Origin of the sequence: Sphaerochaeta sp. S2 (assembly GCF_016406725.1) — a bacterium.
GTDB lineage: Bacteria > Spirochaetota > Spirochaetia > Sphaerochaetales > Sphaerochaetaceae > Sphaerochaeta.
In genome coordinates this window covers 1-12974 of sequence record NZ_JAEKNT010000207.1, presented here as the reverse complement: position 1 = coordinate 12974, position 12974 = coordinate 1, and the positions used below count along the sequence as shown (strand labels likewise).

The window sequence follows — 12974 nt, the reverse complement described above, 5'->3', positions numbered from 1 at the left end:
GTATATGGACCGGTGGCACTCATCGACAATGATGCAATCAAAGAACTCTGGCGGGTACTTCTCGTTGTAAACCACCTCTCTCGGGACGGTGGCATTATCAGTCTCGGATTCATTCGAAGGTGCATCCTCCTGGAATTCCTCCATATCCTCCCCCTTGAGTATGGAGTACATCCGCTGGATGGTGCAGATACAAATCTGGATGTCTTGTGGTATATAGGAACTGTTGAGCCGCCGCACGCCGTATAGCTGCGTGAAGGACCTAGGATCATCGTTGGGAGTATAGGCAAAAAACTCCCGCTCCGCCTGTTGCCCCAGATTACGTGTATCGACCAGAAACAGAATCCGCTTCATGTTCCCATGTTTCAACAGCCGATATGCTGCGGTAATTGCGGTAAAGGTCTTACCGGCTCCTGTCGCCATCTGCACGAGCGCCTTGGGGCGGTTCTCGGAGAAAGAAGTCTCCAAATTCTTGATTGCATTAATTTGGCACAGTCGCAAACCAGTCTCATCCAATAGGGGAAACCGTTTCATGTTATTGCGAAGGGTATCAGGTTGAGCCAATAAAGCCAGCAATGACTCTGGTCGATGAAACGAAAATACGACCCGAGATCGATACTTGATATCTTGGTAATCAGTAAAGTGAATAAGCTTGTCAGTGGTTTCATATGCAAAACGAATGATGTAATCGTTCTTAACCCATTTGAATGTACTCTTGGCATAGCGACCTGATTGCATTTCAACGGCAGTCAGGGATTCTCCCTTTTCTTCCCGTTTAGCTTCAATGATTCCTATCGGAACCCCTGAAACAAAAAGTGCATAATCGACAGGACCTGAACTGGTAGGGAATTCTCGAACAGCAACGCCAATTGAAGCTTTTAAATTCAATTCCTTCTTTGATTGAACCACCCAGCCAGACTGAATCAATTTCTCATCAATCACAAGACGGGCTCTTTCTTCTGGGGTCATGTTAATGTACCTCTTCCTCCGCAGATTACAGAGTATCACAATATCCATATCCAATGTAGCTAAATGTGAAAATTCAACACCTATACTCTATTCAACATTGCATTACCTAAATATTACTACAAGTAAAATACCAATTACTCCGGCGATTATTGATAGAAGGAGAACACCCAACCCAATTGCCTTTTGTGCAATAAGCCATTGATCTTGTTCATAATTTGACTGTGGTATCTTTGACTTAGGCTTTGGTTGTGACCTTGTAGCTTTAACAACTGAGCGCGCAAAATGGTTAATTAGGAAATTACTCATAGACCCCCCTCTTCATGATACGTAACTCTTCTACAATTTTATGGCTCAATATTATCTTATATTGCAACACACAATTCTCATTTTAGTAAGAGCTTAAAAACATTTCTTTAAAAATATGGAATAATTTTCTTTACGGATTCCCATAATTGACTTGCTATCCATGCCTACAAGAGCGTACATACACATACCAAAAATCAAGGAGAGCACAGCATGGGTAAGGATTGGACGAAAGAGGAACTGGTACAGGCCAGCAAGGCCATGATGGCAAACGGGCAGATGGGATACGAGGAATTCTGCGAAATGCTCGAAAGAGGAGTGCCGGTGATTGAACGTTTCGAGCAGGCAATCAAAGAGAAGAAAAGCTCCAAGGAAGCAGGTATCAACCGCACGATGTTCATGGCCTACCAGACAGCCAAGGCGACAGGTAATAAATGCATCGACTTCGACGAAGGTATCTGGTTCGAGGATATCGAGGAGATTGCTACCATCTTCCGAGAGAATGGGGTCACAGAGTTCACCATCAGCAGCAACTACTCTGGCTTGATTGCTACATTGGCTGCCTTCGCCATACACGGCTGGCACATGGCTGGATTGACACAGGTGAAGGCGCGTTATGCTGACTGGAGCACAGGCGAGCCCAAGATGATCGATGCAATCAAGATGGAGGTGCGCTTATGAGGATGGTCATCCCCTACCAGATCAGCACCAAGCAACGAAAGAAACTGGCCGACGATATCGCAGAAGCCCTGAACACCCTCCCCAGGTACATGATGTACCCCACCTGCAACTACGAGATTGGTGGGTGTATCCTGGACCGTAGCGGGAAGCTCAGCATTCCCGAAAGCATGGACGATGCAACAATTAAGAAGTTGCTGGAGCACCTTAAGAGCCGCGGGTATGTGAGCGACGGCATCGAGGAAGCCGATAAGCTCACGATCAACCTGCCCCGAGCTGATTTCTCCGATGATCAGCTGAACATCCTCACCCAGATGGTGAAAGCCAAGGAGGGTCTGTTCAAGCGGGCCTTCCAGACGGAATCACTTGAGGTGGTCATCACCAGCGATTGGGTCAGCTTCCCTTGGTTCAACCTCAGCGGGGAGGCCGACGAGGCCGAGGCCTATGCCGCCTTCATCGGCAAGCTTTGCGAAATGGCACGCAGGCAAAAGCGTGTGCTGGCATCCTCGACCGATGGAGACAACGACAAGTACGCGATGCGCTGCTACCTGCTCAGGCTCGGGTTCATCGGGGATGAGCATAAGAGAGCGAGAGCCATTCTACTGAGGAACCTTGGCGGCAATTCGGCATTCAGGCATCCCAAGCAATGACACGATATGAAACGATCCTGCACGAGGCCCCCCGAGGGGGGTCTGAATCTCTCGGCGCTACACGCTATACAACGGGCAGGGGCAATCACGCACAAAAACCGGAAATCAAACGGGGTATTGACCCCCTCCCACATCGCTCCATGATGCCACATAAGGCTCAACGTTACGCCACGATATGAAAAAGTGCCTACTCGCCAGAGGCTTTCGGCACAGGAGAAGACATGCGCCTACGACATGGCGCGTTTGATTCTTGTTTGATTACTCGGCGGCGATCCTGAGTCCCTTGACAGCCTCCTGGCGGATCAGCTTGCCGTCCAGGAACTCGAATCCAAGATAGCCCACCTGGTGCTCCAGGATGAATCGCTCGCTCAGGACCGAGATTCCCACAGGCTTGCGGTCGACGATCCAATAGTAGCTGAAATCCCCGAAGAGAATCGGCATGCCACCCTCCTCGATGTCGGGCATGTACTCGCTGTACACCACCGGCTTGCCGAGGATGGAATCATCGCTCGCTCGCCAGATATGGTTACCGTCCTCATCGGTGAGGGTCCTGAGAGCCAATGCTGTTTTATCGTTCATAAGCCACACCCCCTCCTCGCGGTATTCCGCCTTGAGCGAGAGGTAGAGGGAGACGACGTTGGCATAGGTCAGCGACGGGGCCGACAGAGCCTGTTGTGCGCCCGCCGTCGCGTGCAGCAGGCCGGTAGGCATTCCTATGCCGGTTCCCGCGATGAACGCGCCGTCCTCGGCTTTTGCGAAGCTCTTGGCAAAGCGCTTGACCAGATGCCCCTCCAGGTCGAACAGTGCATCGTTGACGAAGTCCTCGTCCATCTTGACGATCGCACCCAGCTTGTGGCGGTCGACAGGCATGCGGGTGAAGTCCTTCCGCCCGTCCTGGATCGGCAGCTGTTCTCCCTCCGGCACCCATTGGGCCACATCGTTGTTGTCCTTGGCATAGATGCGGTAGCCGCTGCCTTTCGCATTGACCACAGTCCCGAGGCGCCTGAAGAGGCTCTTCTTGGCAAGCTGCATACCGAGGGCGGTCTCGGCGGACTTGGGCAGGGAGAAGGTGCCGGTCTCGGTGCTCCGGTGGTTCTCGATCGAACCGAGGCCATCCTGCTTTGCTCTCATCAGGTTCCAGAAATTCTTGGAGTATTCGCCTGTCCTGGTATAGGACGGCCGATCATCGGGTGTGTACATCATTTGCCTCCCTTGATGTTCCTGCAGCTCTTGCAGACGTATTGGCCCAGGTCCAGGTGGTTGAGAGGACCGTCGGAAGCAGTCATCAGGGCCGAGCACCGAGGACAGTGGACCTCGTAGGCCAGGTAGTCGCGCATGGTATGCGCATGGTCTGCATGAAGCCTATAGCGGTCCTGTCCCTCTGGTGTGAGGTACAGCTCGTTGTTCTCCCGTACGTGGCTCTCGGTGTTGCCCGATTGTTTCGGTTGCAGGATCATTGGGTCCTTGCGGTTTCTCAGTAATGGATAGCAGGCCATCGCGGCCCTCCTTTGGTGTTTTCTTGCCCACACGGGGCTTCTCGGTGAATTTAGTGAATGTTGCGGTGATAGTACTTTCACCAACATTCACCAACCTTATTCCTTGCCCCGCATGGAGCTGGATGCCTTTGGTGAAGGAAGTGAAGGCAGAATCAACTTCATATTTGCCTTTACTCCCTCCTGTACCTGTACCCAGGTGCCTACACCTACATACATGACCTTTTTCCGCCATAGAGTTGGGAGAACCTTCACTACATTCACCAACTGATGATAAGCCCTTGTGTGGGAATCAATTATTCTAGTGAATGTTCCCATTTTCACTTTCACTGGACATTCACTAGATTCACTAGGAGAGGAACTCAAAATCATCATGCCCGTACTCCATGGCGTATTCACCCTTTGCGGTATCGGTGAGGGTGAGGTCCTTGTAGAAGTTGCCCCCCTTGCCGTAACGGACCGTCATCTCGGCAAAGGTGGTGCCGAGGCGCGCCCCCAGCGTCTCGCGGAACTCGCGTGCGGTCTTGGCATACCCGTTGTTGTTGTCCTTGCACCAGGCCTTGTAGACCTTGTAGACACGGCCTGTGGTGCACATGTCATTGATCCTTCCTCCAGGTCGCGTGGTCATGCACTCCTCGAAGAATGAGAGGACGGTGTTGTTGGTATGTCGGTAGGCCTTTCTCGCCTCGATCACCTCGGGCGGCTCGGTGAAGCGGTATCCGTTTGCGATCACACCCCTGAAGGCCATGACCGCCTTGTACACGATCCCCTCGCGCTCCTCATACAGCTTGTCCAGCAGCAGCTTGTCCTGCTTGTGCAGCGGGATGACGTTTTCGCAGGGAACGCAGATGATGCGGTCGTACACCCAGGTGCCGTCGTCACCGCCGAACTTGGGCAGACGGTTCATGCAGAACCACAACAGCCCGTCGTAGACGAACTCGAATGCGTTCATGCCCTTGAACTCGGCAAACAGGCTGTCCCCGCCTGTGCATTTCTTGAACGTCTTCAGCTCGCTGACGGTCACGAAACTCATGTCCGAGCTGCCTGCCAGGCGCTTTCCATAGAGGGCGCTGGTACCGAATCTGGCCTCGATGTCGGTAAGATCGATTCCGATGAAGTTGCCCCTGCCCACGATGCGCTCTGCCAGGCTCTTGAGCACCGATTTACCGGTATTCCCGTCGCCGTACAGGAACAGGGCCTTCTTCATGCGCCAGCCCTTGACGTTGGATATCACCGAGCCAAGGAACTCGAGCAGCAGAAGTTTTCGTCCTTCGTCGCTGCCGGTGAGTGTGTCCATGTAGCGGTCGAATATCGGGGTCGGGGTGGCCCTTCCATGCCATTCGCAGGGGATGCGTATGGTGGAGAGGTAGTCGGGGTCGTGCGGGTACAGCGGTTCCCCTGGCTCAGCCGAGAGGTCCAGTATGCCGTTGGCGAAGTTGACCAGGTGCTCATGGCGGTTCAGGTCGGCAACGGTCAGCGTACCCAGGTCGGTGACCAGGTGCTGCAGAACCTCGTTGACCGGCCCCATCCTGACCAGCTCCTCGTCGTATGCTGCAATGAAGCCCTTGATCACCCCCAGCATCATGTCGTTCGAGTATTGGCTGAAACAGCCGTCCTCGTAGATGTACTTGAACGTACCACCGGTGGCGTTGTCGCGCACGATCAGATACTGCAGGTGCTCTCGGCAGTACCGCGCCAGAAGCGGCACCGAGACGCTGGGAATCCCGCGGGGGTCAAAGGTGATGAAAGGGGGAGCGGGCATGACCGATTTGTGGAACACCCCGTTGCATGCTTCGAGTGCTGCCGAGATGGTCAGGCTGCGGTAATCCTCGCGCTCCCACTTGTCGCGCATCAGGGCGCTCTGGCGAAAGATTGCATCGATGAGAAGCGGATCATCACCGGTCCTGAACGCTACGAGCGAGCACAGGGCGCAATCGGCAGCGGAGTCGTCCTCCCCGTATTGGCTGATGTCCCCGCGGTCGAAGAGCATGGCGAACTTCTTCCCATTGGCCTGCCTGCGCAATGCCTGGATGACCTCCTCGGTCTTGGCGTCGCCGGCTTGTTTGGGGTTGTGACCCTTTGGGGATGCTCCCTTGGCGGCGCCGGTCTTGCGTCGCATATCACTCTCCAGCGTGGCAAGGACGGCCTCGGTGCAATCTGCCAGAGGCATGTCCTGCACCATATCCTCGGTTACCACCGCGAACCGGTTGGTGAGTCCGCCCAGGTAGAGTTCCAGTTTGTTGTGGGGATTTTTCACGTAGTAACGGCGGTCGAGACGGACCCTTCCATTCTCATCCCTTTGGGTGGGAATCCTGGAGATATCGAAGGTTCCCAGGATGTGCACTCCTTCCTTGCTTACCGAGAGCTCGGCATAGGAGTCGAACCGCTTCAGCAGCATCTGTACGAAGGGGTCCTCGACCGCCTTATGGTCGACATCCAGGAAGAACATATCCTTGGGTATGATGATGCCGATTCCGCTGAAACCATGCTCTGCGGCTGCAGCCTTGGCCTCGGCGTAGGTCACCCAGCAGGATGTAAACTTTTCGTCGGTTCCGCAGGCACCACCTGTGACGGTGCAGGGGACCTTGGTTCTCTTCCCTTCGCGCACCACGTAGTTCCAGCAGATCCAGAGATTCCTCCCCTTCAGCTCCTGCATCGTCATTCCCATCGTCATCCTCCTGGCAGGGGCCGTCACCAAGGCTGTTCTTCCTTGGTTGAGACATCGGCGGTGAGCCCATGCAGGGCCTCGCACAGCCGGTCGTAGTTGATCAGGGCCTTCTTGCCGATGTGTATGGCAGGCAGCTTGCCGGCCTTGAGCATCAGCCTGAGCGCATGCTCGGGCAGCAGCCCTGTGGCCGCTATCTCGCGTATGCTCATCATCCTGGGCGGCTTGCTGTTTCCATCCATGCCTGCACTCTCCTACCGCTGTTCCTGGTTCTCGGCCTCTGCCCTCAGCAAGGCCCGCTTTCTCCAGTAGTTCTCGTTGTGCGCCTTCACCTTGTCGGGATTGTCCCTCCGCCACTTGCGGTAGTAGGCGCGTTTTTCTGTGAGGGCTGCGTCCTTGAGTTCCTTTGCCGTCATGCCTGCCTCCTCGGGAGATTGTTCGTTTCGCTTCATCTTTCGCTTGCAAAGTTTCGCTATACTTGATATGTTTAACTTAGTACAAGAGAAAAGAAAGGTCAATGAAAACGAAACAAGAAAGACAATGCACAAGTAATTCGTAAATCAAGGGAGTATAGACATGACGATACAAGCGGCGATTGATGCCAGGAGTACGTTCCCCGCGATCCTCAGGGAATTGCTGGAGAAACATCCGCAGACGGGAAAGAGAACGACACTGAAGGAACTGGGAGAGGCTGTGGGGACCAGGCAGCAGAGCATCAGTCTGTACCGCAACGGCGACACCCAGCCCTCACCCGACATCCTTGTCAGGATTGCAGCCTTCTTCGGTGTTTCGGTCGACTACCTGCTCACCGGAGTCAGCAGTGAGAACAAGGCAATCAACGAGGAGCTGGGGCTTTCGGAACAAGCGATCTCCCAGCTCAAGACGGCGAAGCAATTCCCCGATACGCTGGGTGTCATTGACGAACTGCTCTCCGACGGGGATTTCTATACATTCATCGAGGATGTGAGCTGCAAGGCTTCGAATCTCAAAGCCCTCATGGCTCCTGATGCCCCGAAAGGACCGGAAGGCCTGAACATCGCGGGGTACTTCCTGTGGGACCTTCAGGTATATGTGCAGGAGTTCATCCGCAGGGAACTCAACAAGAGGGACCTCGGCATCGATGTCCACTGAGCATCAAGGGCTGTCGGGTTGACTGTCCAGCGCTTTGGAGGGATGTATGGTACCCAGAATCAAGTGTTTGCAAGGAGATACAGCAGGATGCCAAGCATCAACAAGCGCGGGAACACCTACCGCATCATGGTCTCGCTCGGCTACGGCCTGGACGGGAAACAGATCAGGAAAACGACGACCTTCACCCCTCCCGAGGGTGTGACCGAGGGCAAGGGGGAGAAGCTGGCGAAGGCCTATGCCTACGAGTTCGAGAAGCATTGCCAGGGCATGACCAACCTCAACGAGAACCTCAAGTTCTCAGAACTCCAGAAGTGGTATTACGAGGAGATCGCAATCCACAAGCTCAAGCCGACCACCTATGCGGCAAACCGCTACCTCATGGACCTGTACGTGATGCCGTTCATCGGGCACCTGAGGATCAAGGACATCAATACGGCCAAGATCGACAGGTTGTTCAATGAGCTGTTCACCAACGGCCGGTTGGCGGAATCGTACCGGCTCAAGGATGTGGACACCCTCGGATGGGGGGTGCGCAGGCCGCTCTCACGCAGAACTGGACTCTGCATGGGTACCCTCCAGACTCTTGGCACTGGGGGTACGGTCACCAAGCGCAAGGCCGAGAAGATCGCCCAGGCCCTGGGAAAGAACCTTGGTGAATTGTTCGTAATGGTCAACAGCGGAGGCGGCCTTCAGGTCGGGACCATCAAGAGGATCCGCACCGCCCTATCGCCCATCTTCTCTACGGCGGTCAAGAAGGAACTCATCGTAAAGAATCCGGTGACCAATGCAACCACCCCTTCCTCGGGGGAGGAAAAGCAGAAGGAATTCCTTGATGCCGACCAGTGCAGGGCCCTGCTCGAGGTTCTCGATGAACTGGTAAGCCCCCAGTTGACAAAGCTGATCAGGATGCTCCTGTTCACCGGCATGCGCGTGAACGAGCTCACAGCCCTGCATTGGAAGGATGTGGACCTCGACAAGGCCCAACTGTCGGTCAAGCACAACCTGTACCGGCTGGGCGGCGAATATCACGTCACCACCCCCAAGACCAAGAGCAGCGTCCGTTGCATTGCACTCCCCCCGCAGGTGGTCCAGCTCCTGAAAGAGCAACGCGAGTGGCAGGAACAGAGAAAAATTGAGGTGGGTGACAAGTGGGTCGAAAAGGGTGTCGTTTTCACCGGTATGTTCGGAAATTACATCAACAACAATTACATCAACCTGCAATTCAAGCGGCTGCTCGAGCGGCATGATTTCCCCGATGTGCACATCCACGACCTGCGCCACGCCAATGCCTCGCTCCTGATCAACATGGGTGTACCGGTGAAGGTGATAAGCGAGCATCTGGGACACAGGGACACGAAAACCACCGAGAACATCTACGCGCATATCTTCAATGAGACCCTGGAAAAAGCCTCCGATGCCATCAGCAAGGCACTGGGCGATGTGGGTATTTGAGACACATCCGAAAAGCAGAGTTTCACACTTTTGCACCAGAATGTACGGCGGACACAGCTTGCCGGAAATTCTGGTGTTTGTTTGGTGTTCCAATCCCCTAAACGCCGCTAGACGATATTCAACGATACACAGTCAGACACCCCACGATACGCAACGTTACGCGCTGTTTTCAACAATACTAAACGCTTTTATTGTAAAGAATTGGCGTTCGAAAAAGAAAATATCAATACGCTCGATGCTAAAGGTGAAGTTCTAATGACAATTATGGCTTCTCTTGCACAGCAAGAAAGTGAGTCATTATCGGCTAACGTTCGTCTGGGTTTGCAGTTCCGATACCAACAAGGAAAAGTTCAGGTCAATCACAACTGGTTCTTGGGATATACCAAAGATGCAGACGGGCACCTCATCATTGATCCAGAGCAAGCTGAAGTCGTTAAGCGCATCTATAGAGAGTACCTTAGCGGTAAGAGCTTCTTACAGATAAAAAGGGCGCTTGAAGCCGATGGAATTCTGAACGGTGCCGGTAATGCAAAATGGCATGAAAGCAATATAAAGCAGATACTTACAAACGAGAAGTACATCGGAGACGCTTTGCTTCAGAAGACCTATACGGTGGATATTCTTGAAAAGAAGCGTGAAGCTAATAAGGGACAGGTTCCTAAATATTATGTAGAGGACAGTCATGAAGCTATTATTCCAAAGGATATCTTCCTAAAGGTACAGGAGGAAATCGCAAGACGCGCAAACCTTACCAAAGGCACCACAAAGCGCAAACGAATCTATAGTGGCCGCTACGCTTTATCTGGAATAGTGTTCTGCGCTCACTGCGGTGACATCTTCCGCAGAATTAAATGGAACAATCGTGGGTGTAAGTCCACCGTTTGGCGCTGCGTCAGCAGGGTAGAAAAAGATGGTCCAGATTGTACCGCAAGGACTGTTCATGGAGAATTTCTCCATGAGGTAGTTATCAAGGCCATAAACGAAGCGTTCCGGGAAAAGAAAGCAATCCTTCCTCTTTTGCGAGAGAATATCGAGAGTAGTCGGGAGGAAGTCACTTCAAATCAGATTGCAGCGATTGATGAACAGATGAAGTCAATGCAGCAGGAGCTATTGGCAACCGTTAATTCTAAGAATACCGGTGATGAGCTTGGTATGGAGATTAGAAGGCTGCGTGATGAGAAGCAGGCCCTTCAAAATGAGCAGGCATCCCGACAGGATCTGAGAACACGACTCGATGAGATGATGCGTTTCCTTAACGATCTGCCTTGCGAGTTGACTGAATATGAAGAAGATTATGTAAGGACTCTCTTGGAAAAGATAACGGTTTATGATGACTATTTCATTGTGGAATTTAAGTCTGGAATTGAAATCCAAATTGACGAGTAATCGATACAACACTATAACGAAGTGGCTGATGAGATATACCGCTTGCGTGAACTGAGGCAAAATGCATTGGTTGAAAACGCAGTCATGTCAACTCGCAGAATATGATGATCTATTGGTGAGACGGCTTATTGAGAAGTTAACAGTCTTAGATGATAAACTGACTATTGAGTTCAGGCTCAGTGCTGAAATTGATGTAGAAATATAATGCATATAACTAACCGCCAGTCGAGGAGAATTATCCTTTATCTGGCGGTGTTTTAATCGTTAAAACCCTCATCAAGTATAAATAGAAAATACATTGCTCGTTCACTTGAATAACTGTTCAAGTATCTATTGACTTCTTTTTATCGCAGTAGTAAAATTGACATGTGAATAACTGTTCAAGTATGCAATTGAAATAATATCGGAGGTGATAATGTGGCAAGGAAAATTCAACCAACTGAAAGATGTGACTGTGATGTTATACATGAGGAGACTGTTAACCAAGTTCGAGAAAAAATGCCTCAAGAAGAAACCCTATATGATCTTGCGGAGCTATTTAAGGTCTTTGGGGATTCAACAAGAATTAAGATAATCTGGGCGTTAGATGAAGCCGAGATGTGCGTTTGCGATATTGCATTCTTATTGAATATGACCCAATCAGCAATTTCTCATCAGCTAAGAGTCTTAAAGCAGGCTGAACTAGTAAAGAGCAGAAGAGAAGGAAAGATTGTATTCTACTCCCTTGAAGATGAACATGTAAAGCAAATATTTGACCAAGGATTAATTCATATTTCAGAAGAAAGTAAGTAAAGGTGGGGCAGTGATGTTAAAGAAGGATATAATTTTAGAAGGATTAGATTGTGCAAATTGTGCAGCTAAAATTGAAGATGAGGTTAATAAATTAAATGGAGTCAAAGCCTATATGAACTTCATGAACAAGACATTGACTTTAGAAACTGAATCAGAGCAAGAGTATAAGAATACACTACAGCAGGTTGAAACCATAGTGCACAAGCACGAACCGGATGTGGCAGTGAAAGAAAAATCCATTAGCAAGAGCAATAAAAAAGTATTAATACTTGAAGGACTTGATTGTGCGAATTGTGCTGCAAAGATTGAAGCTCAAACACAAAGCCTTGAAGGAGTAAATAGTGCAACCGTTGATTTTGTTACTAAGAAGCTGACAATTGAAGCGGTCGATAAAAAGGAATTTGGTAAAATTCTTGGAGAAGTAACATCCATTGTAAATATACTTGAGCCGGATGTTAAAATAGTTGATGCAGAGAAGAAAAAGGTGAACAAAAGCATAGTAATGCTTGAAGGACTTGGATGCGCGAATTGTGCAGCTAAAATGGAAAAAGAAATAAGCGGTTTAGAAGGAGTGGAGTTTGCTGCAGTAGATTTTGTTTCGAAGAAACTAACAATGGAAATAAGTCCGAAAGTCAACCGCACTGAATTAAATGAGAAGATTGAAGGCATTGTAAAAAAAATCGAACCGGATGTAAAGATTGTTTTTGAGAAAGATACATCTAAGGCCAACATAAAAGAAAATAATGAAGAGGAAGAAGAAGGTGTCAACAAAAAAGAAATCATAAGACTTGTGGTCGGTGGAGCAATATTTGCCGTGGGAATCATCTTTAATTTCCAAAATTGGCTTGAGCTTACCTTATTTATTATTAGTTATATTATAGTTGGTGGAGAGGTTGTCTTAAGAGCAATAAAAGGTATTGCCCGTGGACAGGTATTCAGTGAGCATTTTCTAATGAGTATTGCTACCATTGGTGCTTTCTTCGTTGGAGAGTATCCAGAAGGTGTAGCAGTTATGCTGTTCTATCTGGTAGGTGAATTGTTTCAGGATATAGCTGTAGGTCACTCCAGAAAATCAATAAGTGCTTTGATGGATATACGTCCTGACTATGCAAATCTTAAAGTTGGCGATGAGATCAGGAAAGTATCTCCTGAAGAGGTAAACATAGGTGACATCATTATTGTTAAGCCAGGAGAAAAAGTTCCCCTCGATGGCAAGGTTATAGAAGGAAACTCAATGGTTGACACTGCAGCGTTAACAGGGGAATCTGTTCCTCGTGAACTCGAGCCAGGAAACGATGCATTGAGCGGATTCATTAATAAAAATGGCGTTTTGACAATAGAGGTAACAAAGGATTTTGGTGATTCAACTGTATCTAAAATTTTGGATCTGGTTCAGAATGCCAGCAGTAAGAAAGCTCCTACAGAAAAATTTATAACAAAATTTGCGCGTTCCTATAC

Annotated in this window: 13 protein-coding genes; 7 read left to right on the top strand and 6 right to left on the bottom strand. The window is 50.3% G+C overall.

Going from position 1 to position 12974, the window contains the following annotated elements; genetic code table 11:
* The coding region (locus tag JF818_RS05795; protein WP_198891026.1) for a DEAD/DEAH box helicase family protein at positions 1-966 on the bottom strand (966 nt) is incomplete at its 3' end.
* Positions 967-1482: 516 nt separating this feature from the next.
* On the opposite strand from JF818_RS05795, the gene JF818_RS05790 reads away from it, so the two are divergent.
* Both JF818_RS05790 and JF818_RS05785 read left to right on the top strand, forming a co-directional pair.
* Positions 1483-1950, top strand: coding sequence for a hypothetical protein (locus tag JF818_RS05790; RefSeq protein ID WP_198891024.1), 468 nt, complete (start codon positions 1483-1485; stop codon positions 1948-1950).
* Complete coding sequence (locus tag JF818_RS05785) at positions 1947-2597, top strand: hypothetical protein (RefSeq protein WP_198891022.1); 651 nt, start codon at positions 1947-1949, stop codon at positions 2595-2597. Before JF818_RS05790 ends, JF818_RS05785 begins: the two co-directional genes overlap by 4 nt.
* A gap of 258 nt (positions 2598-2855) precedes the next feature.
* Here the strand turns inward: JF818_RS05785 and JF818_RS05780 are convergent, their stop codons facing one another.
* The 5 genes from JF818_RS05780 to JF818_RS05760 all read right to left on the bottom strand — a co-directional run bounded on the left by JF818_RS05780 (position 2856) and on the right by JF818_RS05760 (position 7171).
* Positions 2856-3797: a phage major capsid protein gene (locus tag JF818_RS05780; RefSeq protein ID WP_198891020.1), complete on the bottom strand. Its 942-nt coding sequence runs from the start codon at positions 3795-3797 to the stop codon at positions 2856-2858.
* A complete protein-coding gene (locus JF818_RS05775; RefSeq protein WP_198891018.1) occupies positions 3797-4093 on the bottom strand; it encodes a hypothetical protein in 297 nt (98 codons plus the stop codon). Before JF818_RS05775 ends, JF818_RS05780 begins: the two co-directional genes overlap by 1 nt.
* Before the next feature lie 346 nt (positions 4094-4439).
* Positions 4440-6758 carry a phage/plasmid primase, P4 family gene (locus JF818_RS05770; protein WP_198891017.1) on the bottom strand — a complete coding sequence of 773 codons (2319 nt, stop codon included), beginning with the start codon at positions 6756-6758 and terminating at the stop codon, positions 4440-4442.
* 23 nt (positions 6759-6781) lie between these two features.
* Positions 6782-6997: a hypothetical protein gene (locus JF818_RS05765; RefSeq protein WP_198891016.1), complete on the bottom strand. Its 216-nt coding sequence runs from the start codon at positions 6995-6997 to the stop codon at positions 6782-6784.
* A 12-nt stretch (positions 6998-7009) separates the two neighbouring features.
* Positions 7010-7171, bottom strand: coding sequence for a hypothetical protein (locus tag JF818_RS05760; protein ID WP_198891015.1), 162 nt, complete (start codon positions 7169-7171; stop codon positions 7010-7012).
* Between the two features lie 160 nt (positions 7172-7331).
* Here JF818_RS05760 and JF818_RS05755 point away from each other — a divergent pair, with 160 nt between their 5' ends.
* The 5 genes from JF818_RS05755 to JF818_RS05735 form a co-directional block, all read left to right on the top strand.
* A complete protein-coding gene (locus tag JF818_RS05755; protein WP_198891014.1) occupies positions 7332-7886 on the top strand; it encodes a helix-turn-helix domain-containing protein in 555 nt (184 codons plus the stop codon).
* An 87-nt stretch (positions 7887-7973) separates the two neighbouring features.
* Positions 7974-9338, top strand: a complete 1365-nt coding sequence (locus JF818_RS05750) for a site-specific integrase (RefSeq protein ID WP_198891013.1) — start codon at positions 7974-7976, stop codon at positions 9336-9338.
* A gap of 201 nt (positions 9339-9539) precedes the next feature.
* Entirely contained in the window at positions 9540-10724 is a 1185-nt protein-coding gene (locus JF818_RS05745) for a recombinase family protein (protein ID WP_233066422.1), read from the top strand.
* A gap of 417 nt (positions 10725-11141) precedes the next feature.
* Positions 11142-11516 carry a metalloregulator ArsR/SmtB family transcription factor gene (locus JF818_RS05740; protein ID WP_014271466.1) on the top strand — a complete coding sequence of 125 codons (375 nt, stop codon included), beginning with the start codon at positions 11142-11144 and terminating at the stop codon, positions 11514-11516.
* 13 nt (positions 11517-11529) lie between these two features.
* The coding region (locus JF818_RS05735; protein WP_198891012.1) for a cation transporter at positions 11530-12974 on the top strand (1445 nt) is incomplete at its 3' end.